This window comes from Streptomyces silvisoli, assembly GCF_029269905.1.
In the GTDB taxonomy this organism is placed as follows: Bacteria; Actinomycetota; Actinomycetes; order Streptomycetales; family Streptomycetaceae; genus Streptantibioticus_A; species Streptantibioticus_A silvisoli_A.
Map to the genome: position 1 here is coordinate 130,356 of NZ_JARJBC010000006.1, position 25,666 is coordinate 156,021.

General features: G+C 70.6%; 20 protein-coding genes. 6 read left to right on the forward strand and 14 right to left on the reverse strand.

Going from position 1 to position 25,666, the window contains the following annotated elements; all coding sequences use genetic code 11:
- Positions 1-4: 4 nt before the first annotated feature.
- Together hemG and hemE are read right to left on the reverse strand one after the other, a co-directional pair.
- Entirely contained in the window at positions 5-1,489 is a 1,485-nt protein-coding gene (gene hemG, locus P3G67_RS12300) for a protoporphyrinogen oxidase (protein ID WP_276093493.1), read from the reverse strand.
- A gap of 22 nt (positions 1,490-1,511) precedes the next feature.
- The gene (gene hemE / locus P3G67_RS12305; RefSeq protein WP_276093494.1) at positions 1,512-2,579 is read right to left on the reverse strand and encodes a uroporphyrinogen decarboxylase; all 1,068 of its coding nucleotides are present in this window, start codon (positions 2,577-2,579) and stop codon (positions 1,512-1,514) included.
- A gap of 123 nt (positions 2,580-2,702) precedes the next feature.
- Here hemE and P3G67_RS12310 point away from each other — a divergent pair, with 123 nt between their 5' ends.
- The 5 genes from P3G67_RS12310 (at position 2,703) to P3G67_RS12330 (ending at position 9,375) form a co-directional block, all read left to right on the forward strand.
- Positions 2,703-3,326 (forward strand): DUF3000 domain-containing protein, encoded by a 624-nt coding sequence (locus P3G67_RS12310; RefSeq protein ID WP_269856514.1) that lies wholly within the window; start codon positions 2,703-2,705, stop codon positions 3,324-3,326.
- A gap of 248 nt (positions 3,327-3,574) precedes the next feature.
- Positions 3,575-4,237 carry a response regulator transcription factor gene (locus P3G67_RS12315; protein ID WP_255930217.1) on the forward strand — a complete coding sequence of 221 codons (663 nt, stop codon included), beginning with the start codon at positions 3,575-3,577 and terminating at the stop codon, positions 4,235-4,237.
- Positions 4,238-4,326: 89 nt separating this feature from the next.
- Positions 4,327-5,574 (forward strand): HRDC domain-containing protein, encoded by a 1,248-nt coding sequence (locus P3G67_RS12320; protein WP_269856515.1) that lies wholly within the window; start codon positions 4,327-4,329, stop codon positions 5,572-5,574.
- Positions 5,575-6,034: 460 nt separating this feature from the next.
- A complete protein-coding gene (locus P3G67_RS12325) occupies positions 6,035-7,249 on the forward strand; it encodes a thiolase family protein (protein WP_269856516.1) in 1,215 nt (404 codons plus the stop codon).
- Positions 7,246-9,375: a 3-hydroxyacyl-CoA dehydrogenase NAD-binding domain-containing protein gene (locus P3G67_RS12330; protein WP_276093495.1), complete on the forward strand. Its 2,130-nt coding sequence runs from the start codon at positions 7,246-7,248 to the stop codon at positions 9,373-9,375. The genes P3G67_RS12325 and P3G67_RS12330 overlap by 4 nt, the downstream gene beginning before the upstream one ends.
- 65 nt (positions 9,376-9,440) lie before the next feature.
- Here the strand turns inward: P3G67_RS12330 and P3G67_RS12335 are convergent, their stop codons facing one another.
- Complete coding sequence (locus P3G67_RS12335; protein ID WP_269856518.1) at positions 9,441-10,415, reverse strand: SPFH domain-containing protein; 975 nt, start codon at positions 10,413-10,415, stop codon at positions 9,441-9,443.
- A 120-nt stretch (positions 10,416-10,535) separates the two neighbouring features.
- Positions 10,536-11,429 carry a DsbA family protein gene (locus P3G67_RS12340; RefSeq protein WP_276093496.1) on the reverse strand — a complete coding sequence of 298 codons (894 nt, stop codon included), beginning with the start codon at positions 11,427-11,429 and terminating at the stop codon, positions 10,536-10,538.
- An 83-nt stretch (positions 11,430-11,512) separates the two neighbouring features.
- Here P3G67_RS12340 and P3G67_RS12345 point away from each other — a divergent pair, with 83 nt between their 5' ends.
- The gene (locus tag P3G67_RS12345) at positions 11,513-11,923 is read left to right on the forward strand and encodes a PIN domain-containing protein (protein ID WP_276093497.1); all 411 of its coding nucleotides are present in this window, start codon (positions 11,513-11,515) and stop codon (positions 11,921-11,923) included.
- Between the two features lie 12 nt (positions 11,924-11,935).
- Here P3G67_RS12345 and P3G67_RS12350 read toward each other — a convergent pair whose 3' ends face one another.
- The 10 genes from P3G67_RS12350 to ngcE all read right to left on the reverse strand — a co-directional run bounded on the left by P3G67_RS12350 (position 11,936) and on the right by ngcE (position 25,515).
- Positions 11,936-13,444: an ArnT family glycosyltransferase gene (locus P3G67_RS12350; RefSeq protein ID WP_276093498.1), complete on the reverse strand. Its 1,509-nt coding sequence runs from the start codon at positions 13,442-13,444 to the stop codon at positions 11,936-11,938.
- A 52-nt stretch (positions 13,445-13,496) separates the two neighbouring features.
- Positions 13,497-14,957, reverse strand: a complete 1,461-nt coding sequence (locus P3G67_RS12355) for an amino acid permease (RefSeq protein WP_276093499.1) — start codon at positions 14,955-14,957, stop codon at positions 13,497-13,499.
- Between the two features lie 211 nt (positions 14,958-15,168).
- Positions 15,169-17,088 carry a 1-deoxy-D-xylulose-5-phosphate synthase gene (gene dxs, locus P3G67_RS12360; protein ID WP_276093500.1) on the reverse strand — a complete coding sequence of 640 codons (1,920 nt, stop codon included), beginning with the start codon at positions 17,086-17,088 and terminating at the stop codon, positions 15,169-15,171.
- Positions 17,089-17,255: 167 nt separating this feature from the next.
- Positions 17,256-18,566, reverse strand: coding sequence for a sugar ABC transporter permease (locus tag P3G67_RS12365; protein ID WP_391858246.1), 1,311 nt, complete (start codon positions 18,564-18,566; stop codon positions 17,256-17,258).
- Positions 18,563-19,351: an ATP-binding cassette domain-containing protein gene (locus P3G67_RS12370; protein ID WP_276093501.1), complete on the reverse strand. Its 789-nt coding sequence runs from the start codon at positions 19,349-19,351 to the stop codon at positions 18,563-18,565. The genes P3G67_RS12365 and P3G67_RS12370 overlap by 4 nt, the downstream gene beginning before the upstream one ends.
- Positions 19,352-19,580: 229 nt before the next feature.
- The gene (locus P3G67_RS12375) at positions 19,581-20,678 is read right to left on the reverse strand and encodes a substrate-binding domain-containing protein (protein WP_269856525.1); all 1,098 of its coding nucleotides are present in this window, start codon (positions 20,676-20,678) and stop codon (positions 19,581-19,583) included.
- Positions 20,679-20,797: 119 nt separating this feature from the next.
- Positions 20,798-21,994 carry an ROK family transcriptional regulator gene (locus P3G67_RS12380; protein WP_276093502.1) on the reverse strand — a complete coding sequence of 399 codons (1,197 nt, stop codon included), beginning with the start codon at positions 21,992-21,994 and terminating at the stop codon, positions 20,798-20,800.
- A 166-nt stretch (positions 21,995-22,160) separates the two neighbouring features.
- On the reverse strand, positions 22,161-23,093 hold the full coding sequence (locus P3G67_RS12385) for a carbohydrate ABC transporter permease (RefSeq protein ID WP_269856527.1): 933 nt from the start codon (positions 23,091-23,093) through the stop codon (positions 22,161-22,163).
- A 14-nt stretch (positions 23,094-23,107) separates the two neighbouring features.
- A complete protein-coding gene (locus P3G67_RS12390; RefSeq protein ID WP_269856528.1) occupies positions 23,108-24,040 on the reverse strand; it encodes a carbohydrate ABC transporter permease in 933 nt (310 codons plus the stop codon).
- A gap of 71 nt (positions 24,041-24,111) precedes the next feature.
- Positions 24,112-25,515 (reverse strand): N-acetylglucosamine/diacetylchitobiose ABC transporter substrate-binding protein, encoded by a 1,404-nt coding sequence (ngcE, locus tag P3G67_RS12395; protein ID WP_269856529.1) that lies wholly within the window; start codon positions 25,513-25,515, stop codon positions 24,112-24,114.
- Between the last annotated feature and the right edge of the window lie 151 nt (positions 25,516-25,666).

Genomic DNA, 25,666 nt, shown 5'->3' on the forward strand with positions numbered 1-25,666 from the left:
GCGGCTATTCTCCCGCGCCGTCCTCGATGCCCGTCCGCAGGGTGCCCGTCGAGCGTCCGGCGAGGGTCCGCAGCACCTGGTCGGCGGCCTTGCGGGCGCTGGCGACGCAGGCCGGGATCCCCACGCCGTCGTAGACCGCGCCGCACACCGACATGCCGGGAAGCTTGGCGACCTGCTCGCGGACCCGGGCCACCCGCTCCAGGTGGCCGACCGGGTACTGCGGCAGCCCGCCGTCCCATCGGGTCACCCGGGCCGCGACGGGTGCCGCGCTGATCCCGGCCGCGGCGGCGAGGTCCTCCCGGGACAGCCGCACCAGGTCGGTGTCGTCCCAGGCCAGGTCGTCCTCCTCGCCGTACCTGCCGACCGAGGTGCGCAGCACGAAGGTGTCCGCTCCGGCCTCCTCGAGCCAGCCCCACTTGCGGCTGGAGAACGTGGACGCCTTGATGGTGTTGCGGTCCACCGGGGGCACCAGGAAGCCGCTGCCGCCGGGCATGTTCAGCAGGTCACGGCGGCGGAACGCCATGGTGACCAGCGCGACGCTGGCGTACTCCACGGTGCCCAACTCGGCCGCGGCGGCGGGCGATTCGGCGGCCAGCAGCCGGGCCGCGGCCGGCGCGGGCACGGCGAGCACCACCGCGTCGGCCGCCAGCGCCGATCGGCCGCCGGTCCCCTCGATGACCGCCTGCCAGCCGGAGGCGGTGCGGCGCAGCTCGCGCACCTCGGTGCCGGTCCTGATGTCCGCGCCCGCGGCTCGGCACGCCTGCGCGACCGCCACGGGCAGCCGCCCCACGCCGCCGCGCACGCCCATGAACACGGGTCCGTCCTGCCCGGCCGCGGCGGCCCGGCGCTGGCTGTCGCGCACCGCCTCGATCAGCGAGCGCCGACCGCGTGCCGCCTCGTAGAGCTGCGGGACGGCGGCGCGCAGCGAGATCTGGTAGGCGTTGCCCGCGTAGACCCCGCCGAGCAGCGGCTCGACCAGCCGGTCCACCACCTCCCGGCCGAGCCGGGCGGCCACGTACTCGCCGATCGCGACGTCCTCGCCGACCTCGGTGCGCGGCAGCACATGGTCCAAGGGCAGCCGGGCCAGCCCCGCGGGCGAGAGCACCCCGGAGGCGGACAGCGGTCCCAGGTCGCCGGGTACGCCCATGATGTGGCCGGTCGGCATCGGCCGCAGCCGACCGCGGGTCCACAGCGCGGCCCGAGCGGTGGCGGGCGGCTCCAACTCGTCGCCGAGCCCGGCCTCGCGGGCCAGTTCCACCGCCTCCGGGCGCCGCGCGAGCATCGACTCCGCGCCGAGGTCGACCGGCACCCCGGCGATCTCGTCGGCGTACAGCTTGCCGCCGAGCCGGGCCGACGACTCCAGCACCGTCACCCTGGCACCGCCGGTGACGAGGCGGAAAGCGGCGGCCAGTCCCGAGATCCCACCGCCGACCACGAGGACGTGCCCCGCGCCGGATCCGTGCTCGGGCCGCTCCCGCACCGCGTTCATGCCCTCCACTGTGCCACCGCCGTCAACGGGCCTCGGTCGTCTGGTGGACGAACTCCACGAGCCGGGTGAGCGCGTCCGGCTCCGTGTTGGGCAGCACGCCGTGCCCGAGGTTGAAGACGTGACCGGGCGCGGCCTTGGCCGAGTCCAGCACCTCGCGCGCCTTGGCCCGTACGGCCTGCTCGGGGGCGAACAGCACGGCGGGGTCCAGGTTGCCCTGGAGCGCCTTGTCCGCCCCCACCCGGCGGGTGGCCTCGGCGAGCGGTACCCGCCAGTCGACGCCGACCACGTCCGCGCCCGCCTCTCCCATGAGACCGAGCAACTCGCCGGTGCCGACGCCGAAGTGGATGCGGGGCACGCCGTAGGACGCGACCGCGTCGAAGACCTTCGCCGAGGCGGGCATGACGGAGCGCCGGTAGTCCTCGGGGGCGAGCGCACCGACCCAGGAGTCGAACAGCTGGACGGCCGAGGCGCCCGCCTCGATCTGCACCTTCAGGAACGCGGCGGTGATGCCGGCGAGCCGGTCGAGCAGGTCCGCCCACAGCTGCGGGTCGCCGTACATCAGCGCCTTGGTGCGCTCGTGGTTGCGGGACGGGCCGCCCTCGACGAGGTAGCTCGCCAGGGTGAACGGCGCGCCCGCGAAGCCGATCAGCGGGGTGCCGCCGAGTTCGCCGGTCAGCATGCCGATCGCCTCGGTGACGTAGCTGACGTCGTCCGGTTCCAGCGGACGCAGCCGGTCGAGGTCGGCGCGGGTCCTGATCGGCTCGGCGACCACCGGGCCGACGCCCGGCTTGATGTCGAGGTCGAGGCCGACGGCCTTGAGCGGAACGACGATGTCGCTGAAGTAGATGGCGGCGTCGACCCCGTGGCGCCGTACCGGTTGCAGCGTGATCTCGGTGACGAGGTCGGGGCGCATGCACGATTCGAGCATCGCGGTGCCCTCGCGCACCTTGCGGTACTCGGGCAGCGAACGCCCGGCCTGCCGCATGAACCACACCGGGGTGTGCGGCACCGGCTCGCGTCGACACGCCCGGATGAACGCCGAATCGGCGGTCCGCTGGCGTGCTTGGTCTGTCCGCTGCTGAGCATTCACGGATGAATCTTCGCACGCGCCGAATGTCCACCGAATGCCGACCGCGTGTCAGCCGAAGGGGCGACCCGCCCATACCGGTGTTCCTCCCGTGCCGAAGGGTGCCAGCGGCCTAGTCTTCCGGGCATGGTCGCGGCTCAGGGGCACCTCGTGGACGAGGATGGGGCACCGCTCGTATTCCAACGGGCGGTGGAGACACTGGAAGCGGCCCGGACGCGGGCCGAGGTGGAACTGGCGCAGATCCCGGCCCCCAAACGGCTGGCCCCGCACGCGTACGCGGTGGAGGCCTCGGTGGTCGTCGAGGGGGAGGAACTGGCGGACGGCAGGCTGGTGCTGCTGCACGACCCGGCCGGGCAGGACACCTGGCACGGTACCTTCCGGGTGGTCACGCTGGCCCGAGCGGAGCTGGAACCGGAGATGGCGGCCGATCCACTGCTGCCGGACGTGTGCTGGTCCTGGCTGACCGGGGCGCTGGCCGCGCGCGGTGCGGCGTACAGCGAACCGAGCGGCACCGTCTCGTGCAGTTCCTCGCACCACTTCGGGGCGCTGGCGGACCGGGCGGCCAGCACGGAGATCGAGGTCCGGGCGTCCTGGACGCCCGCCGACACATCGGCCGGGTTCCCCGACATGGCGGCGCACCTGGTGGCGTGGTGCGAGCTGCTGTGCACCAGTGCCGGGTTGCCTCCGGCGCTGGGCGAAGGGGGTGGCGACGGGGTGGTGTCGCTGCCGAACCGGCGTGGCCCGCGATAACGATCCACGGTAACGGTCGGTTGCCGTACGGCGGACCGAATGTCCTTGCCTGATCGAACCGTTGGCCCTTTTGTTCGGAATCGATCAGCCTCGTATCCGACTTGCCCGGATTGTTACAGAATAAATCGTGATCTTTCCCTAAAGGACCGTTCCGATACTGCCGAAGAGGACTGTGACCTTTATCCCCACGGAGCACCGGCCCCCTCCCCCATCGGCCGGTCCGGTTCCGCCACGTCACAGGAGGCCCGGTGTCGGTTCTTCTCGACCACCCCACAAGCCTGGTCGCCTACCGCCCGATCAAGCCGACGGCCATGGTCGTCGTCGCCGACCCGCGCGTCCGCAGCACTGTCACCCGGCATCTGTGGGCACTCGGCGTACGCGACGTCATCGAGGCGTCGTCGATCGCGGAGGCCCGCCCCCGGGTCGGCACCCCGCGCGACATCTGCGTCGCCGATGTGCACCTGCCCGACGGCTCCGGGCTCACCCTCCTCGCCGAGACCAGGGCCGCGGGCTGGCCCAACGGACTCGCCCTGTCCGCCGCCGACGACATCGGCGCGGTGCGCAACGCGCTGGCCGGTGGCGTCAAGGGCTACGTCGTCACCGGCACCCGTACGAATGTAGGTCTCGCGCAGCGACCCGGCGCCGCCCCGATCGGGGCACCCGGCGCCCGCCTCCAGCGCCGCCCACCGGGCGCTCCCGGCCACCCCGGCGGCTACCGGGAGCTGTCGGGGCGCGAGGTGGAGGTGCTCCGGCTGGTGGCCGAGGGGCAGTCCAACAAGGCGATCGGCGTGTCGATGGGGCTGTCCGCCCTCACCGTCAAGAGCCATCTGGCCCGTATCGCCCGAAAGCTCGGCACCGGAGACCGGGCCGGAATGGTGGCCGTGGCACTGCGCACCGGCATCATCCACTGAGCCCGACCCGTACGGCCGTCAGCGCGCCCGTTCGTGGAACGTTCCATCGACGGGCGCGACGCATGAGCCGTCCCGGCTACCCTTGACGAGTGACCGACGCCCGAGAGACCGCAGCAAGCGAAGCAATCCCGGCGCCGGTCCCGCTGCTGGACCCGCGCGAGGGCATCCCGCCGGTGACCGACAGCCCGGAGGCGCTCGCCGCAGTCGTGTCGGCATTCGCCGCGGGCACCGGTCCCGTCGCCGTCGACGCCGAGCGCGCTTCCGGCTACCGCTACGGGCAGCGGGCCTACCTGGTCCAGCTGCGCCGCGCCGGAGCAGGGACCGCGCTGATCGACCCCGTCGCCTGTCCTGACCTGTCCGCGCTGGGCGAGGCCCTCGCCGACACCGAGTGGGTGCTGCACGCGGCCACCCAGGACCTGCCGTGCCTGGCCGAGATAGGGATGCGGCCGGGCCGGATCTTCGACACCGAGCTTGCCGGACGGCTGGCGGGCTTCGCCCGGGTGGGCCTGGGCGCCATGGTGGAGAACGTGCTCGGTTACGCCCTGGAGAAGGGCCACTCGGCCGTCGACTGGTCCACCCGCCCGCTGCCCGAGCCGTGGTTGCGCTATGCCGCGCTCGACGTGGAACTGCTGGTCGACCTGCGCGACGCGCTGGAGGCCGAGCTGCGAGAGCAGGGCAAGCTGGAGTGGGCGCTGCAGGAGTTCGCGGCGATCGCCGCCGCGCCGCCGCCCGCGCCGCGCACCGACCCCTGGCGCCGCACCTCGGGCATGCACAAGGTTCGGCGGCGCCGACAGCTCGGCGTGGTACGGGAGTTGTGGACGGTACGGGACGAGATCGCGCGGCAGCGCGACGTCTCGCCGGGGCGGGTGCTGACCGACGCCGCGATCGTGGCGGCGGCACTGGCGATGCCGCCCAATGTGCACGCGCTCGCCGCGCTGCCCGGTTTCGGCAACCGGATGGGCCGCCGTCAACTGGACGTCTGGCAGGCCGCGGTGGACCGGGCGCGGGCGCTGCCCGAGCGGGACCAGCCGCAGCTCGGGCCGGTACAGGGAGGTCCGCCGCCGCCGCGCTCGTGGACCGACAAGGACCCGGCGGCGGCAGCCCGCCTCAGCGCCGCCCGCGCGGCGGTCACCGCGTTGGCGGAGCGGCTCAATGTGCCGCAGGAGAACCTGGTGGCGCCGGACGCGGTACGGCGGGTGTGCTGGGAGCCGCCGGCGGAGCCGAACGCGGCGGCGATCGCCGAGCGGCTCGCGGAGCGGGCCGCGCGCCCATGGCAGATCGAACTCGTCTCGGACGTGATCGCGCGGGCGCTGACGGCGGTTCAGGCCGAGTCCTGACGATCGGCCGCCCCCGCGGTCCTCGCGAACGGGTTCTGCCGCCCGCCCACCTGATTACCGTCGGCCTTCGCTTGACGGGGCGCACGGCCGTGCACGTTCGGTCGGCGGTGCGCTGCGGGTTTCACCCGCCCATCCGCCGCTTTCGCAGGCACGCTCCCGGCCCGTGCCGAACCGTGCGCGACGGCAGGCGAGAGGCCGAGGCAGACGGGTGGACGGGTGGGCGTGGCCCCAGGGCAGACGGTCGGCCAGGTGGGAGGCAGCGCCCCGGACCTGCGGGGAATGTGACGTTCACCGCTTACCGCGGGGGGACTGTCCACACTGGTTACCCGCAAGTAGCATGACCGTGTGAGCCGCCGCTGCTTCGCCATGCGGCGTCCTCTGCCGGGCTGCCCAGCCACACCGCGCGCCGCGGAGCGCCGCGCGCCCGGCGGCGAGCGAACACGAATGAGGGAGAGCCAACGTGCCTCGTACCGCTAGGGACGTCGTCTTCGTTGACGGCGTCCGCACCCCGTTCGGCAAGGCGGGCCCCAAGGGCATCTACCACGAGACCCGCGCCGACGACCTGGTGATCAAGTGCATCCGGGAGCTGCTGCGGCGCAACCCGGACCTGCCGGCGGAGCGGATCGACGAGGTCGCCGTCGCCGCCACCACGCAGATCGGCGACCAGGGCCTGACCCTGGGCCGTACCGCGGGCATCCTCGCCGGGCTCCCGAAGACCGTTCCCGGCTTCTCCATCGACCGCATGTGCGCGGGCGCGATGACCGCGGTCACCACGACCTCGGGCGGCATCGCCTTCGGCGCGTACGACGTGGTCGTCGCCGGTGGTGTCGAGCACATGGGCCGCCACCCGATGGGTGAGGGCGTGGACCCCAACCCGCGCTTCGTCTCCGAGAAGCTGGTCGACGAGTCCGCCCTGTTCATGGGCATGACGGCGGAGAACCTGCACGACCGCTTCCCGCACCTGACCAAGCAGCGGGCCGACGAGTACTCGGTGCGCAGCCAGGAGAAGGCCGCCAAGGCGTACGCCAACGGCAAGATCCAGCAGGACCTGGTGCCGATCTCGGTGCGCCGCACCAACCCCGAGGCGGGCGAGACCGGTTGGGGCCTGGCCACCGCCGACGAGCCGATGCGCCCGGGCACCACGCTGGAGAACCTGGCGAGCCTCAAGACCCCGTTCCGCGCCCACGGCCGGGTGACCGCCGGAAACGCCGCCGGTCTCAACGACGGTGCCACCGCCTCCCTGCTGGCGGCCGAGGACGTCGCGAACGAGCTGGGCCTGCCGGTCAAGATGCGGCTGGTCAGCTACGCGTTCGCCGGTGTCGAGCCCGAGGTGATGGGCATCGGTCCGGTTCCGGCGACCGAGAAGGCGCTGGCCAAGGCGGGCCTGTCGATCTCCGACATCGGCCTGTTCGAGGTCAACGAGGCGTTCGCCGTGCAGGTGCTCGCCTTCCTCGACCACTACGGCATCGCTGACGACGACCCGCGCGTCAACCAGTACGGCGGCGCGATCGCGTTCGGCCACCCGCTGGCCTCCTCCGGTGTGCGGCTGATGACGCAGCTGGCCCGCCAGTTCGAGGAGCAGCCGCAGGTCCGCTACGGCCTGACCACCATGTGCGTCGGCTTCGGCATGGGCGGGACCGTCATCTGGGAGAACCCGCACTGGGAGGGCAAGTGAGCACCACCGCTGAGCTGTTGAAGGGGGCGGCCGAGCTGTTCCCTGACGAGGTCGTCACCCAGGCGCACGTACGCCACCTCGAACTGCCGCAGGGCGCGGGCAAGTTCGCGCTGATCACGCTGGACAACGGCCTGGACCACACCAAGCCGACCACCTTCGGCCCGCAGTCGCTCGCCAACCTCAACACGGCGATCGACCAGGTGGAGAAGGAGGCCGCGGACGGCGAGATCGTCGGTGTGGGCATCACCGGCAAGCCGTTCATCTTCGCGGTCGGCGCCGACCTCAAGGGCGTCGAGCTGCTGAAGCGGCACGAGGACGCGCTGGCCATCGGCAAGGGCGGCCACGACGTCTTCAAGCGGCTGTCCGCGCTCGCCGTTCCCACCTTCGCGTACTACAACGGCGCGGCGATGGGCGGCGGTGTCGAGGTCGGTCTGCACTGCTCGTACCGCACGGTCTCCAAGGCGCTGCCCGCGTTCTCGCTGCCCGAGGTCTTCCTCGGTCTGGTGCCGGGCTGGGGCGGCTGCACGCTGCTGCCGAACCTGATCGGCGCGGACCGCGCGGTGAGCGTCATCATCGAGAACTCGCTCAACCAGAACAAGCAGCTCAAGGGCAAGCAGGTCTTCGAACTCGGCATCGCCGACGCCATCTTCGAGGGCGCGGACTTCCTGGAGCAGTCGCTGGCCTGGACCGCGTCCGTACTCAAGGGCGAGACCGAGGTCGTACGGGCCGAAGTGGACCGCGGCGAGGCCTGGGACCAGGCCGTGGCGCGCGGCCGGTTCATCGCCGACGGCAAGGTGCACGGCGCCGCCCCGGCCGCGTACCGCGCGCTGGACATCATCGCGGGCGCCAGGAACGGCGACCTGCGGCAGGGCTTCGACGCCGAGGACCAGGCGCTCGCCGACCTGATCATGGGCGGCGAACTGCGCGCCGGGATCTACTCGTTCAACCTGGTGCAGAAGCGCGGCAAGCGCCCGGCCGGTGCGCCGGACAAGAACCTGGCCCGCACGGTCGGCAAGGTCGGCGTGGTCGGCGCCGGTCTGATGGCCTCCCAGCTGGCGCTGCTGTTCGCCCGCCGCCTTGAGGTGCCGGTCGTGCTGACCGACATCGACCAGGAGCGGGTCGACAAGGGCGTGGCCTACGTCCACGGCGAGATCGACAAGCTGCTCGCCAAGGGCCGGGTGAACAACGACAAGGCCAACCGGCTCAAGGCGCTGGTGTCCGGCTCCCTCGACAAGGCGGCCGCCTTCGGTGACGCGGACTTCGTCATCGAGGCCGTCTTCGAGGAGATGGGCGTCAAGCAGAAGGTGTTCGCCGAGGTGGAGGCGGTCGTCGGACCGGACACCATCCTGGCGACCAACACCTCCTCGCTGTCGGTGAGCGAGATGGCGTCGAAGCTCCAGCACCCGGAGCGGGTCGTCGGCTTCCACTTCTTCAACCCGGTCGCGGTGCTGCCGCTGCTGGAGATCGTGCGCGGCGAGAAGACCGACGACGCCTCGCTGGCCACCGCCTTCGGTGTGGCCAAGAAGCTGAAGAAGACCGCGGTTCTGGTCAAGGACGCCCCGGCGTTCGTGGTCAACCGGATCCTGACCCGCTTCATGGGCGAGATCCAGAACGTCATCGACGAGGGCACCTCGGTCGAGGTCGCCGAGAAGGCCATCGAGCCGCTCGGTCTGCCGATGTCCCCGCTGGTGCTGCTGGAGCTGGTCGGCCCGGCGATCGGCCTGCACGTGTCGGAGACCCTGCACGGCGCCTTCCCCGACCGCTTCACGGTCTCGCCGAACCTGGCCGCGGTCGTCAAGGCGGGCAAGCGCGGCTTCTACGTCTACGACTCCGGCAAGCCGGAGCTGGACCCCGAGGTCGCGGCGCTGCTGAAGCAGGGCGACGTCAAGCTCACCGAGGAGCAGGTGCGCGACCGGGTGCTGGACGCGGTGGCGCAGGAGATCGGCCTGATGCTCGACGAGGGCGTGGTGGCCGAGGCGCAGGACATCGACCTGTGCCTGATCACCGGCGCGGGCTGGCCGTTCCACCTGGGCGGCATCACCCCGTACCTGGACCGCGAGGGCGTCTCGGAGCGGGTGAACGGCAAGCGGTTCCTCGCCCCGGGCGTCGCCAGCGTCCCGGCGTAACCGGGTGACACGCGAGGGCCGCCCGGGAGTTGTCCCCTCCCGGGCGGCCCTTTCGCGTCCTCGCTTCAACCCGGCGTTCTGCCGGGTGGTCCGCACAGGGCGGCGGTCAGGTCCTTCACCAGCACCGTGCGCGCGTGGTCGTCCAGGGCGATCCGGCCCCGGTCGGTGAGCCCGCAGACCGTTTCGGCGACCGTGGTGACCACATCGCCGACCAGCGCCTGGCGGTGCCGGGCGTCAAGGGCCGCCAGCTGCCTGCGCCGCATGATCACGGCGACCTCGGGCGCGTAGTCGATGCGCATCGGCCGGGCCGAGACGATCTCGATGCCCACCGGGCGCATCTCCTCCATCAGTGCCAGGGTCAGGGCGTCACCCACGTGGTCGGTGTCGCGCAGTGTCCGCGAGCGGGTGCGGAAGTCGTCGGTGGGCAGCCGGGAGAGCACCCGGGTCACCGCGCACTCCATCTGGTCGCGCAGGTAGACGACGTGGTTGTCGACGGCGAAGCAGGCCCGGGCGGTGTCCCGTACCCGCCAGACCAGCAGCACCGTCGCGTGCAGCCGGGTGCCGTCGGCGTCCACGGCCTCGATGGGCCGACTGCGCCAGTGGCGCAGCGCCACGTCCACCCGGCGCCTGGTCAGCAGCGGATTGATCCACAGCAGTCCGGTGCGCCGTACGGTGCCGCGGTAGCCGCCGCACCAGGTCAGCACCCAAACGCTGCCGGGTCGGCCGCGGTTGAGCCCGCCGACGGCGATCGCGCCCAGCGCGGCGAGCAGCATCACGGCGCCCCAGGTCGCGTAGTCGGCTCCGTAACCCGGGCTGCCGGGCAGCACCTCGTACCCGGCGACCCGGTCCGGGAGCACACCCCGCCACCACAGCAGCCACAGCGCGGCGCCCGCGGCGGCGGCGCCGGTGCTGACCGCCAACCAGCCCGGCAGACAGGGGCCTTGGCGTTCGGTCGGCTCGGTGGCGGTGGGTGCCCGTTCCGTGGCAGCGGCGACAGATCCGGCGAACACCGGTAGCACCATGGCTCCGCCCTCCGTCATCCAGCCGCCCAGCACCTAGGGCTCCATCCTGCGAGACATCCGGTGCGAAACGGCAGAAGACAGGCTGCACGAGTCGGATTATGTGTTTTTAATGCTCCCGTTGGCGGAACGGAGGCGCCGTCAGCCCGCCGACGGTGTGCCGGACGGCGCGCTCGGCGCGGAGGCGGTGGCGGACGGCTTGGCGGGCGCCGAAGCGGAAGCGGAAGCGGACGGCGACGGCTGGGTGTCGGCGAGGGCCGCCGCCTGCTCCACCAGGGAGACCAGCTTGGCCGGGGTCAGCCCGTCCTTGGCCGGGGACACCGTCTGGCCGTTGATCTGCAGCACCGGTACGTCGCCGAGACCGTCCTGCTGGTACTTCTTCTGCGAGGCGATGACCCAGCCGCCGTGGTCGTCGTCGTTCACACAGGGCACGAACTCGGAAGCCTGGAGCTTCTCCGACTTGGGCAGCCCCGGCAGCTTCTCCGCCAGCTTCTCCAGGTACGCGGCGCTGGCGAACCTGTCGTGCGCCCGCGCGGGCTGGTGCTTCCACAGCTGCTTGACGTAGGCCTCGAACTGGTCCTTGCCCTGGTCCTGGGCGCAGGCCACCGCGTTGGCGGCCATCGCGGAACCCTTGCCGCCCAGCTTGGCGTCGGTCGAGGTGACCAGGCGGTACTCGATCCTGGCCTGGCCGGAGTTGAGCAGCCGGTCGAAGGTGCTGGCGTAGCTCTCGGCGAACGTCTTGGACTGCGGGCTGCGCATGTCCATGTACACCGTGACGGTCACCGGCACCGCGGGGTTGATCGGAATGCTCAGCGGAGCCGCGCTGGGGACGCCGTTCGGCGGCTTGACGGTGGTGTTCTTACCGGCCCGTACGTGCGCGCCGATCACCGCGGACACCACGAAGATCGCCGCGACCGCGACGATCGCCGCCGAGTAGGGACGCCAGCGGTGCCAGCCGCCGCGGGAGCCCGCCGTACCCGAAGCCGTCGGCTCAACCTGCCCGGTGGCCTCCTGCGGCCCCTTGGACTCTGCCATCACGCGTCCCATCACTTCCTGCGTTGCCCTACCGCGCCTGTATACCACCGCCCCTGGAGGCGGGACCGTGCCAGGGTAGGCCCATGACCTTTGAACCACTGGTTGTCGTGGACGCGGCCAACACTGTGGGGGCCGTGCCGGACGGCTGGTGGCGGGACCGGCACGGCGCCACCGAGCGGCTGCGCGACGCCCTGGTGCCGCTGGCCGAGCGGGGCTTCCCGGAAGACGCCGACGTACCCGAGTGGGCGAAGAACACACCACTGGAAGTGGTCCTGGTAGTCGAGGGCGCGGCGCGCGACGTGGCCTCGGTGCCTGGGGCGCGGGTGGAGGCGGCGCCGGGCAGCGGTGACGACCGGATGGTGGAGCTGCTGGAGCGGGCCGCCCGTCAGGCCCCCGACCGCCCGCTGCTGCTGGTCACCGCCGACCGGGCGCTGCGCGAGCGGGCAGAGGCCCACGGCGTGGTCTGCGTGGGGCCGCGGGCGGTGCGGCCATGACGGCCTGACGCGCTAGGACCGCCGGACGTAGAGCACGGCGCCGTCGGCGGTGGCGGTGCGGTGGTAGCCCGCCAGCAGGTGGCGGAAGGCGGGGATGTGCGCCGGGCCGTACGGCTGGCCGCGCGAGTCGTCCACGATCAGGGCGGGCGGGCGGCGTTCCATCTCCTGCCGGAAGGCGCGCCAGGCGCCCGGCACCGCGTACTCCTCGCCGACCCGCGCGCCGCCGCGGCCGCCGCTGAAGTTGGTGAGGAACCCGGCGGTCAGATAGCGGCTGGCGGGCGCGCGGCCGGACAGCCAGTAGTCCTCGGGGTGCATGCCCCAGACCAGAACCGTCTCCCCCGGCGCGGTGCGGTGCGCGATCGCGGCGGCGACCCGGCTCGCGTGGTCCAGGTCGCCGTGCGGCGCCGCCAGCCCCCAGGCCGTGAAGCCGCAGGCCGCCAGCGCGGTCCATCCGGCGGCCGGGCGCCACCAGCGCGGCAGCCGGCGCAGGGCGGCCACCCCGAGCAGCACCAGCGGCGGCAGCAGCTGCAGGTAGTAGTGGCCGTAGAACTGGAAACCGGTGGTGACCGCGACCGCCGAAGCGGCCAGCCATATCCACAGGTCGGACTCGGCGAACCGGCGACGCCTGGCCAGCAGGTACAGCGCCGGGACCACGGCCCCCGCACAGGCGGCGGCCAGGATCCCCGTGTTGCCGAGCGCCCGCCCGACGGCGACCAGCCAGGCACCGCTCACCGACAGGTAGGACCCCGAGCCGGTCACCGTCCAGAACAGGAACCGATGCGCCCCCAGGAACAGCGCCACGGCGAGCCCCGGCACCAGGAAGCCGACCGCGAGACCGCCCAGCGCCCGCGCCCGGCCCGGACCGGACCGCCACAGCAGCCAGACCACCGGCAGCAGCACCGCGCCGCCGGTCTGCTTGGTGAGCGCCGCGCCCGCCACGGCGAGCCCCGCGAGCGCACCCCAGCGCGCCGCCGACCGGCCGCGGGCGAGATCCGCGCAGAGGAAGGCCGCCACCGTCCACGGGAGCATGAAGACCTCGAAGGTCGCGGCCTGGCTGTCCTCGGGGGAGAGCCCCACGGAGACCAGCAGATGGCCGATGCCCGCGGTCGCACCCGCCAGGTTCCCCCAGCGGCGCCGGGCGAGGGCGGCCAGCAGCGCCGCGGTGACCAGTTGGGCGAGCACCGCGGCGATCCGAAGCGGCGTCAGCGAGGCGTCCCCGAACAGCCAGAACGCGCCCTGGTACAGCCAGGGCAGCAGCGGTGGTTTGCGGTCCACCACCGTGTCGTAGAGCACGCCGCCGTGCGCCAGCATGCGCGCCTGGGTGGCGAGGAACCCCTCGTCGGGGTTCCAGATCGGGCGCAGGAAGGACGGCAGTCGGGTCAGGGCGGCCAGCACGGCGAGCACCGGCAGCAGCCGCACCCAGTAGTGGCCGGAGCCGGTACGGGCCACCGCGGTCCCGTCGCCCCGCTGCGACGGCAGCCGCGCCGTCGTGACACCGGCGGTCTCGGGGGCGGCAGGCATGCGGTCCAACGTACCGGGCGGTGGTCCGGACTGGGAAACGAGGCGTGTCCGGTCAGCCGCGCAGGCCGAGGCGGCTGTGCCGCCGCCCGTAGGCGAAGTACAGGAGGAAGCCGACGACCATCCAGACGACGAACCGCAGCCAGGTCTCCGCGGGCAGGTTGAGCATCAGCCACAGCGAGGCGCACACCGACAGCACCGGGATGACCGGAACCCACGGGGTACGGAAGGAGCGCGGCAGATCCGGCCGCGTCCGGCGCAGGATCACCACACCCACCGCGACCACCACGAACGCGAACAGCGTGCCGATGTTCACCAGTTCCGACAGCTCCGCGATGCTGGTGAAACCGGCCACCACCGCGACCACCAGGCCGAGCAGCAGGGTGGCCCGGTAGGGGGTGCCGAACCGCGGGTGGACCTGCGAGAAGAACCTCGGCAGCAGTCCGTCCCGGCTCATCGCGAAGAACACCCGGCTCTGGCCGAGCAGCAGGATCATGCAGACCGAGGTGAGGCCGACGGCCGCGCCGAAGCTGATCACCCCGGACCAGACCGGCGCGTGGTTCACCTTGAAGGCGTCGGAGAGCGGGGCCTCCACCGACAGCCGGCTGTACTTCTGCATGCCGGTGACGACGACGGACACCGCGACGTACAGGACCGTGCACACGGCCAGCGAGCCGAGGATGCCCAACGGGACGTCCCGCGCGGGGTTCCTGGTCTCCTCGGCGGCGGTCGCCACGATGTCGAAGCCGATGAACGCGAAGAACACCACGGCGGCGGCGGTGAACACGCCCCACACGCCGAAGGTCGTCGGCTTGTACCCGAAGATCAGCTGGACCAGCGGTGCGCCGAGCCCCGAGGAGGCGCCGCCGGCCCGTTGCGCGGCGGGCAGGAACGGCATGTAGTTGGCGCTGCTGACGTAGAACGCCCCGGCGACGATCACGATCAGCACCACGATCACCTTGATCCCCACGATCAGCGAGGTGAGCCGGGCGGACAGCTTCATCCCGGCGACCAGCACCCCGGTGAGCACCAGCACCAGCAGGAAGGCCATCAGGTCGAACTCCCCGCCGGCGCCGACCCCGGTCAGCCCGCGCGGCAGGCGGAGTCCCGCTGTGTCCAGCAGCGACCTGATGTACCCGGACCAGCCGACCGCCACCACCGCACAGCCCAGGGCGAGTTCGAGGATCAGGTCCCAGCCGATGATCCACGCGGGCAGCTCGCCGATCGAGGCGTACGAGAAGGTGTACGCGGATCCGGCGACCGGCACGGTGGAGGCGAACTCCGCGTAGCACAGGGCGGCCAGCGCGCACACCACGCCCGCGGCGACGAACGACAGGGCGACCGCGGGCCCGGCGTAGGACCTGGCCACCTGGCCGGTGAGGACGAAGATGCCGGTGCCGATGATGACGCCGACGCCGAAGACGGTCAGGTCAAGGGCGGACAGCGACTTGCGGAGGGCGTGTTCGGGCTCCTCGGTGTCCTGGATCGACTGCTCGACGGACTTCGTGCGGAACATCGGGTTCCGCGACCGGATCGCGGGCTGTGGCGTTCTGGCATCCATCGACGCACCTCCACGGTTGTCCTGCCCACATGGTCGGGACGGCCGGTCTGCCAGCCCGGCACCCGGATGGCCAGGTCACCCGAAAGGGCACGCATGCAGATGCGCCGATGGGCCGGGCGGACCACTCTTCGCAGTGGTCCGCCCGGCCCATCGGTGGGTCGTGCGGTCAGTCGCTGGTGACGCTGGTCGGCTCGTCCTCGTAGCGGCCGTCCAACGTGGCCACCAGGCCGGTCACCTGACGCGCGATGGCGGGCGCGGTGAGCCCGATCTCGGACATGACCTCCTTGCGGGAGGCGTGGTCGAGGAAGACCGGCGGAATGCCGAAGTCCCGCAGCGGCACGTCCACCTCGGCGTCCCGCAGCGCCTGCGAGACGGCCGAACCGACGCCTCCGGTACGGCAGTTGTCCTCCACGGTGACCACCACGCGGTGGCGTGCGGCGAGGGCGGGCAGCGCCTCGTCCACCGGCTTGACCCAGCGCGGGTCGACGACGGTGCTGGAGATGCCCTGGGCGTCGAGGAGTTCGGCGACCTCAAGGCACATCGGGGCGAGCGCGCCGACCGAGACGATGAGCACGTCCGGCTGCCCCTGCCCGACCGCCGGGTCGCGCAGCACGTCCATGCCGCCGATCCGGCCGACCGCCTGGACCGCGGGGCCCACGGCGCCCTTGGAGTAGCGCACCACGGTCGGCGCGTCCTTGACCTCGACGGCCTCACGCAGCTGGGCGCGCACCTGGTCGGCGTCGCGCGGTGCGGCGAGCCGCAGCCCGGGTACGACCTGGAGGATCGACATGTCCCACATGCCGTGGTGGGAGGCGCCGTCCGGGCCGGTGACGCCGGAGCGGTCGAGGACGAAGGTCACCCCGCACCTGTGCAGCGCCACGTCCATCAGCACCTGGTCGAAGGCCCGGTTGAGGAAGGTCGCGTACAGCGCGAACACCGGGTGCAGCCCGCCGGTGGCCAGGCCCGCCGCCGACACCGCGCCGTGCTGCTCGGCGATGCCCACGTCGTAGACCCGGTCGGGGAACGCCTCGGCGAAGGGGGCGAGGCCGACCGGCTGGAGCATCGCCGCCGTGATGGCCACGATGTCCTCGCGCTCGTGACCGAGCTTGACCATCTCCTCGCCGAAGACCGACGTCCAGTCAGTGCCCGCGGCGGACACCGGCAGACCGGTGTCCGGGTGGATGACGCCGATGCCGTGGAAGCGGTCCGCCTCGTCCTGCTCGGCGGGCTTGTAGCCGCGCCCCTTCTCGGTGAGGCAGTGCACGATCACCGGGCCGCCGAAGCGCTTGGCGCGCTGCAGCGCGGACTCCAGTGCCTCCACGTTGTGGCCGTCGATCGGGCCGACGTACTTCAGCCCGAGGTCCTCGAACATGCCCTGCGGGGCGATGAAGTCCTTCAGCCCCTTCTTGGCGCCGTGCAGCGTCTCGTACAGCGGCTGGCCGATCAGCGGGGTGCGCTCCAGCAGGTCCTTGCCGCGGGCGAGGAAGCGCTCGTAGCCGTCGGTGGTGCGCAGCGTGGCGAGGTGGTTGGCCAGACCGCCGATGGTCGGCGCGTAGGAGCGCTCGTTGTCGTTGACGACGATGACCAGCGGGCGGTCCTTGGCGGCGGCGATGTTGTTGAGCGCCTCCCAGGCCATGCCGCCGGTGAGCGCTCCGTCGCCGATCACCGCGACGACGTGGTCCTTGCGGTCCAGCACCTGGTTGGCCTTGGCCAGGCCGTCGGCCCAGCCGAGCACCGTGGAGGCGTGCGAGTTCTCGATGACGTCGTGCTCGGACTCGGCGCGCGAGGGGTAGCCGGACAGGCCGCCCTTGTTGCGCAGCCTGGAGAAGTCCTGACGGCCGGTGAGCAGTTTGTGGACGTAGCTCTGATGGCCGGTGTCGAACAGCACCTTGTCCTTGGGCGAGTCGAAGACCCGGTGCAGCGCGATGGTCAGCTCCACCACGCCGAGGTTCGGCCCGAGGTGGCCGCCGGTCTTGGACACGGCCTCGACGAGGAAGGTCCGGATCTCGCCCGCCAGCTCCACCAGCTGCTCCTGGGTGAGCCGGTCGAGGTCGCGCGGTCCCTTGATACGGGATAGCAGGGCCACCCGTGCCTCCTTGTGCTGTCGAACCTGTCGAGCGTTGCCGGTCAGTCCGTCGAGTCTAATGTTCCGTCCTGAGCGAAGTCGGCCGGGCGATGCGATTCACGTCACCCGGGCGAACGCAACGGTACCCGGCGTGCCGTGGCACGCCGGGTACCCGGGGAAGGCGGACGCTAGGCGCGGCCGGACGCCTTCTGTGTCCTGCGCGACACCGAGTCGACCACCACGGCGGCCAGCAGCACCGCACCGGTGATCATGTACTGGATCGCGGTGTTCAGGTTGAGGATGTACATGCCCTGCTGGATCGAGACGATCACCAGCGCGCCCAGCAGCGCCGACCAGGTCTTGCCCCGGCCGCCGAACAGGCTGGTGCCGCCGATGACGGCCGCGGCGATCGCGTTCATCAGCGTGTTGCCGCCACCCTGGGTGGACTGGGCCGAGTTGACCTGGCCGGCCAGGAACATGCCGCCGACCGCGGCCATCGTGCCCGCCAGCATGAACACCGAGATCCGGATCCAGGCCACGTTGATGCCCGCCCGGCGGGCGGCCTCGATGCCACCGCCGACCGCGAAGATCTGCCGCCCGTAGGTGGTGCGGCGCAGCACCAGGTCGAGACCGATGACCACCGCCAGGAACAGCAGCAGGCACAGCGGCAGCCCGTCCGCCTGGTTGAGCACCACGGCGGCGGCGAACGAGACGATCGCCAGCAGCACGGTCTTGACGATGATGTCGGTCAGCGGACGGAACGGCACCCCGGCCTGCCGACGGCGGTTGGCCTGCCACAGCGAGGAGCCGAGGTAGAGCAGCACCCCGATCAGCGCCAGACCGTAGGCGTAGGCGACGTCGGTGAAGGTGTAGTTGTAGAGGTTGTACAGCAGGCCGTTGGCCTTGAGGTTGATGGTGCCGTTCTTGCCGAGCACCCAGAGCATGGCACCGTTCCACGCCAGGAAGCCGGCCAGCGTCACCACGAACGCCGGTACGCCCACCTTGGCGAAGAAGAAGCCCTGCAGCGCGCCGATCGCCGTGCCGGTGAGGATGCCCAGCACCAAGGCCAGCGGCTCGGGGAACCCGTGGTAGACGCTGAGTACGGCGAAGACCGCGCCGGCCAGACCGCTGACGTAGGACACCGACAGGTCGATCTCGCCCAGCAGCAGGACGAAGACGATCCCGACGGCGATCATGCCGGTGCCCACCACGTTGAACGCGATGGTGGACAGGTTGTTGGCCGACAGGAACGTGCTGTTCATTCCCTGGAAGACGCCCCAGATGAGGATCAGGGCGACGATCACCGGCATGGATCCCAGATCGCCGCTGTGCAGGCGGCGCTTGAACTCGGTGACATAGCCGGCGAGTCCCTGCTCGCGTATGAGCAGCCGTGGGTCGACCGCCACGATGGCGTCGGCGGCGGGGGGCGGCGCGGCGACCGCCGGTTCCTGCTCGGCGTCGTCCGCGACCGGGGGCTTGTGCAGATCGGAGTTGCTCACTTGTCCGCCTCCGCGGTGCGCGCCTTCCGGCGGGTCACGGCGTTGTCCGTGGCGCCGGTGATGGCGGAGATGATCTCTTCCTGGGTGGTTTCCCTTGCGGCGAAGACGCCGTTGTTGCGGCCCAGCCGCAGCACCGCGACCTGGTCCGCGACCGCCATGACGTCCACCATGTTGTGGCTGATCAGGATGACGGCCAGGCCGCGTTCGCGGAGCCGCTCGACCAGGTCGAGGACCTGGGCGGTCTGCTCCACGCCGAGGGCGGCGGTGGGCTCGTCCAGGATGACGACCTTGGGGTCGCCGATCAGGGAACGGGCTATGGCCACCGTCTGGCGCTGACCGCCGGAGAGCGAGGCGATCGGGATCCGCACGCTGGGGATGCGGATGGAAAGGGTGTTGAGGAGTTCGCGGGAGCGCTTCTCCATCTCCACCTCGTCGAGCACGCCGACCCTGCGGACCTCCCGGCCCAGGAACAGGTTCTGGACGACATCGAGGTTGTCGCACAGCGCCAGGTCCTGGTAGACGGTCGCGATGCCCAGTCCCTGGGCGTCATGCGGCCGGTTGATCGTCACGGGCCGGCCCTCCCACTCGATGACGCCTTCGTCGATCGGGTGAACTCCGGCGATCGTCTTCACCAGCGTCGACTTTCCGGCGCCGTTGTCGCCGACCAGGGCGACCACCTCACCGGAACGGACCTCCAATTCGACATCGGTGAGCGCCTGTACGGCACCGAACCGCTTGGAGATCCCGCGCAACGCCAGCACGGGCGTAGCGGACACGTGAACCATCTCCTTCGCCGCCTGGCCGGCGGGGGATGCCGCGCTGCGGTGGCAGACGCGGAATGCTGTGCGAGAAAAGTTTGGGAATGCCGCGCCGGAAAAAGCGAGGCCTTTCCCGGGGAGCCTCCCCGGGGATGTCCGGTGCACTGTCCCGTTAGCGGGGTCTGTTTGCCGGGACAGCGCACCGGACGGCTGATATCAGCGGTCATCAACCGCTGACCGCGAGGAAAAAGGGCGGCTACTTCAGTCCCGCCTTGGCGCAGTCGGCCGCGTACTGACCGGAGCACAGCTGGTTGACCGTGAACAGGCCGCCCGCGATCACCGTCTGCTGGATGTTCTTGTCGGTCAGGATCTGGGTCGGGATCAGCTTCGCCGGGATTCCCTTGTTGGTGGCGCTGGCCACCGTGGTGTCGGCCGCGGAGACCGGCTTGCCGGTGGCCACCTCGATCGCCATCTCGGCGGCGGCGTCCGCCTCGTCCTTGTACGGCTTGTAGATGGTGAACGCCTGGGTGCCCGCCAGCACCCGCTGGACGCCGTCGAGTTGCGCGTCCTGGCCGCCGACCGGCGGCAGCGGGTTGATGTGCGCGGACTGCAGGGCGGAGATGATACCGGCGGCCATGCCGTCGTTGGCCGAGTACACCGCGGCGATGTTGCTGCCGCCGATCCGGCTTATGGCGCCGGAGACCTCGTTGTTGGCGTTGTTGGCCAGCCAGCCGTTGGTGTCGAACTCGGCGGCGATCTTGACCTTTCCGTCCAGCACGCTGTGCGCACCGGCCTTGAACTGGGCGGCGTTGGGGTCGCCCTTGTCGCCGTTGACCATGACTATCTGGCTGCTCGGGCTGGCCTTGGAGCCCATGGCCTGGAGGAGCGCCTGGCCCTGCTGCTTGCCGACCTGGGTGTTGTCGAAGGAGGTGTAGGCGTCGATCGGCCCCTGGGCGAGCCGGTCGTACGCGACGATCTTCACGCCCTTGTCGTGCGCCTTCTGCACCGACGGCTGAATGGCCTTGTAGTCGACCGAGTCGAGAATGATGACCTTGTCGCCGTCATTGATGAGCGTGTCGACCTGCTGCTGCTGGGTATTGGCGTTCTGCGCGGCGTTTTCGTAATCGACCTGGCACTTGGGGCACAGTTGGTGCAGCTTCGCCTCGATCTTCGGTCGGTCGACCGACTCATACCGCGCGGTCTGGTTCTCCGGAAGCGCCAGACCGATACGGAATCCGTTGTTCACGTCGGCGGCGCTGGTTTTGCTGCCGCCCGCCTTGCCACACGCCGCCATGGACAACGCCATGGAAACAGCCGCCGTCGCGATGACTGCACGACGCAGAGTGGTGTTCACTGAGTACCTCCCTGACGGGGCCGCGACGTTGCGGCCGAGGTGGACGTGAGTCAACTCCCACCAAAGCTTGCCGTCAAGAAGTAAATAATTAACGAGATGACAACGACACGACTCGTTATCTAGCTGAACGCGAGGGCGGCCGGCGCGGAATCCGGCAAAAGAGTTGAATCGCCCATTTCGCTGAGCACCAATGCCAGCGCGCCCAGCACTTCCGCCCGGGCCCCCAAAGCACCGGGAACCACCGCGAGTTGCCGGGCCGCGCTGGGAATGGCGTACCGGGCCACGGATTCCCTGATGGGCCCCAGCACCACCTCCCCGGCCTCGGCCAGCTCCCCGCCGAGCACCACACGGCTCGGGTTGAGCACGTTGCACAGGTTGGCCACGCCCATGCCGACGTGGCGGCCGACGTCGGCGATCACCCGGCGGCACCCGGGGTCGCCGTCCCGGGCCAGCCGTACCATCTTCGGCACCGTCAGATCCGGACCGTGGCTGGCGCGCAGCAGGTCCAGCACGTACCGGGCGGCGGTGAAGGTCTCCAGGCAGCCGCGGTTGCCGCAGCGGCAGACCGGCCCGGACTCGTCCAGGGTGATGTGCCCTATCTCGCCCGCGGTGCCGCCCGGTCCCCGGTAGATCTGCCCGTTGATCACCAGCCCGGCGCCGACACCGCTGGCCACCTTGATGTAGGCCAGGTCCTTCACCCCGCGGCCCGCGCCCCAGACCAGCTCGCCGAGGGCGCCCAGGTTGGCGTCGTTGTCCACGTGCACCGGCATGCCGAGCCGCCCGGCCAGCTCCTCGCGCGGGTTGATGCCGCCCCACCCCGGCATGATCGCGGTGGACCCCAGGACACCGGTGGCCACGTCGATCGGCCCCGGTACGCCCAGGCCGACGCCGATCACCTTGTCGGCACCGATCCCGGTGGTCTCGATCAGCTGCGCCACCAGCCGTTCCGCCCGGTCGAAGCCCTGCGCCGCGGAGGCGTCCACATCGATCGGCTCGGTCTGCTCGGCGAGCACCTGGTGGGCCAGGTTGCCCACGGCGACCCGCAGATGGGAGTGGCCGAAGTCGACGCCGACCACGATTCCGGCGTCCCCTGACAGCGACACGCTGCGGGCCCGCCGGCCGCCCGAGGAGGTCGGGGTGACCTGCACCGTTCCGTTGTCCCGCAGCTCGCGGACGATGTTGGAGACGGTGGCGGCGGACAGTCCCGTACCGCGGGCGATCTCCGCCTGGGTGAGCGAGCCAGCCAGCCGCACCGCGCGGACCACCCGCTCAAGATTGGCCCGGTGCAGCGAGGACTGCGATCCCGGAGTCTCCACGACCATCCACTCCCTGCCGTTCCTCCAACATATGAACTCTAAGCAGAGCCTCAGGGGTCGTGCCCCGTCAAGGTATTGAGCGGCAGGAACCCCGGATGATCACAGATCGTACGTGGGGCGACCGCACCCCCGGCTCGGTCACCGACGGTACCGTCCCCGGCCGGCGCTACTTCAACGTGCCCGCCGTAAGTCCGGCCTGCACCTGCCGCTGGAAGGAGAGGTAGACCACCAGCACCGGCAGCATGGCGATGGTCATCCCGGCGAACAGCGCGGGCATGTCGCCGGCGTACCCCTGCTGGAGCGCCAGGTTGACCAGGCCCTGGGTGAGCATCGAGTGGTCCCGGTCGGAGCCGCTCTGCTTCTGCATCAGGGTCAGCGGCAGGATGTACTGGTTCCACTGCCCCAGCACGTTGAAGATCCCGACGCTGAGCAGCCCGGGCTTGGCGATCGGCAGCATCACCTGGAAGAAGGCCCGGGTGTGCGAGCAGCCGTCGATCATCGCGGCCTCGTGCACGGCCGTCGGCAGGGTGCGGAAGAACGAGTGCAGGAAGAAGACGGTGAACGGCAGCGAGTAGGCGACGTAGACCAGGATCAGACCCTGGTACGTGTTGAGCATGCCGAGGTTGCGCACCATGAAGAACAGCGGCACCAGCGCAAGGTAGACCGGGAACATCGCCCCGGCCACGAAGAGGTAGTACAGCACGCGGTTGCCCGGGAACTCGTAGCGGGCCAGCACGTACGCGGCCATGGAGCCGAACAGCATGGTGAGCGTCACAGAGAAGAACAGCACGATCACCGTGTTGAGGAAGAACCCGCCGATGCCCTTGTCCCAGGCCCGTACGAACACCTCGAACGACCAGTGCGTCGGCCAGGTCCAGGCGCTGCCGCCGATCTGCGCGTCGGTCTTGAACGAGCTCAGCACGATCCACGCCAGCGGCAGCACGATCATGACGGCCCACAGGGCGAGGAAGCCGTGGGAGAAGACGTTCAGCACCCCGCCGCCCTCCGCGAACCGGGTCCGCGGGTCCGCCTTGCGCGGGCTCGGCGCGGGAGCCGGTTCCACCGGGGCCGGGGTGGGGTCCTTGATGGGTGTGCTCATGACGCGGTCCCCGCTCAGAACTCGATGCGCTCGCGGCGGGTGACCCGCAGCGCGACGGCGGACAGGATCAGGGTAAGGAAGAGGATCACCACGCCCATGGCGCAGGCGTAGCCGCTCTTGCCGAAGTACAGGAAGTTGCGCATCAGGTAGGTGGCCATCACCTCGCCGTGGTAGTCCGGTCCACCGCCGTAGGCCACGCCCGGGGTCAGCGTGGAGACCAGGGCGAAGGCGTCCATCGCGGCGATCGCCAGATAGACCCAGGCCGTCTGCACGCTGTCCCACAGCAGCGGGAGGGTGACCCGGAAGAAGGTCTGCACCCGCCCGGCGCCGTCCAGCAGCGCGGCCTCGTAGATCTCCCTGGGGATGGACTGCATGGCGGCCGAGAACAGCACCAGGTAGAAGCCGACCCCGGACCACACCAGGATGGCCAGGATGCACCACAGCACCAGATTCGGGTCGTTGAGCCATTCGATCGGATGCTGTGCGTCCTCCAGATGGAGTTTCAGCAGGATGCCGTTGAGCAGCCCGCCGCCGTCACTGCGGTAGACGGCCTCGAACAGCACCGCGAGGATCGCGATGGACAGCACCTGCGGGAAGAAGAAGACCACCTTGTAGACCGCCGCGCCGCGCACTCCCTGCACTCCCCCGGTGCCGCCGCGCCCGCCGACGTTGAGCATGAAGGCGAAGAACAGCGCCAGCAGGATGGTGACCACCGGCAGGAACACCAGCAGCAGCGCGTTGTGCAGCAGGGCCTGGCGGAAGACGCCGTCGGAGAACAGCGTGGTGTAGTTGCGCAAGCCCACGAAGTGCATCACGGTCGACTCGCCGGACCAGTCGGTGAGCGAGTAGCCGAAGGTCTGCAGGTACGGCCAGATCACCAGCAGCGCGTACAGCGCGACCGGCACGATGAGGAAGCCCACGATGAACGGGTACTTGCGGTGTCGCATAATTCCTGCCTGACGATCGAGAGGCCCGCCGTGGTGGCGGTACGTCCAGCGCGTACCGCCACCTTGTGCTGTCAGGAACCGTTCTTCTTCGCCTTCTGCGTCGCCGCCTTGACCCGCTTCAGCCATTCGGCGGGCTGGATGCGGTTCGCCATCAGCTCGCTGCTGGCGTTTCCCATGTCGACGTCGAGCGAGCTGGCGGTGTACAGGTACGTGGGGTTGAAGACGTTGGTCCCGGCCGCCTTCAGCGCGGCTACCGTGGACTTGGTGCCGGGGCGCAGTTGGACGTCCGGGCCGAGCGCGTCCTTGACCACGGTCAGCGAGTTGGCGGTCTGCGCGAAGGCGATCGCACCCGCCTTGCTGAGCATGACCCGCATGAACTCCATGCCGCCCGCCGCGTTCTTCGCCTTGGCGGGCACGATGTACGGCTCGTTGGCACCGCCACGGATCGCCTCGAACGGCATTTTGTCGCCGGGCAGCGACGGCATCGGCATGAAGGTCATCTCGAAGTCCGACGGGGTGGACTTCAGCTGCTCGTTCTCCAGCCAGGCGCCGCACGGGACGAAGGCGGCCCGGTACTGGTTCCAGGCGGTTTGCGCCTCGATGTGGGTCATGCCGTTGGTGCCGGGCAGCAGGTAGTTGTTGCTGACGATCTGGTAGACCGCCTCGATGGCGTTCTTCGCCGGGGCCTCGTCCCACACCGTCTCGTCGAGCCTGTCGACCCGGTTCAGGAAGTCCTGGCCGCCGTTCTTGATGGCCAGGTCCATGATGGCGACGTTGATGTAGTACGGGTACTTGCCCTGGTGCGCGAACGGCGCGATACCGGCCTTCTTGATCTCCGAGGAGAGCGACATGAAGTCGGCCCAGGTCCTGGGCTCGCTCCAGCCGTGCTGCCGGAACAGCTTTCCCGAGTACCACAGGCCGAAGACGGTGTAGACGTACTGGAGGGTGCAGAACGTGCCGCCGATGGTGCCCAGCTCGACGGTGCCCGGTTGCAGGGTGTCGCGGACCTTCTTGCCGGGATCGTCTATTGATGGCGCGTCAAGCAGCGGGGTGAGGTCGGCGAGCTGGCCGGCCTTCTGCAGGACGTCCAGTTTGATCTGGGCGTTGCCCGAGTCGTCCACCACGTCCGGCGGATTACCGCCGTTCAGCCTGGGCTGCAGGAGGCCGGTGATGTTCTGGGTGGGCGTATGGGTGACCTTCGCGTTGGGGAATTCCTTCGAATAGAGCTTCTCGAACCGCCTGGCGTAGTCGTCCCCGAATCCGCCTTTGAAGATGATGACTTCCAGGCCCGCGTTGTCCACCACGCCGAACGGGTTGGTCGCGGTTTTCTTTCCGGTCTCCTGCTTGCCGCCACCGCCGCTGGCGGCGCACGCGCTGAGCAGCCCACTGGCCGGAACGGCGGCGATTCCCAGCGCCGCGGCCCGTTTGATGAGGTCGCGGCGGTTGAGCCGGTTCGGCTCGATGGTGGATCCCATGCTCAAGTCCTCGCCTTCTTCAGGACTCAGGCGGTGCACCGGAACCCGCCGGCTACCGCTGTCGGTCGAAGCTGGGTCGTACGGTGAAGCTGGGCCGAAATCGAAAGGCCGTTGGACGCCGACAGGTATAGTCCACTTCCTGTGAGGCGGC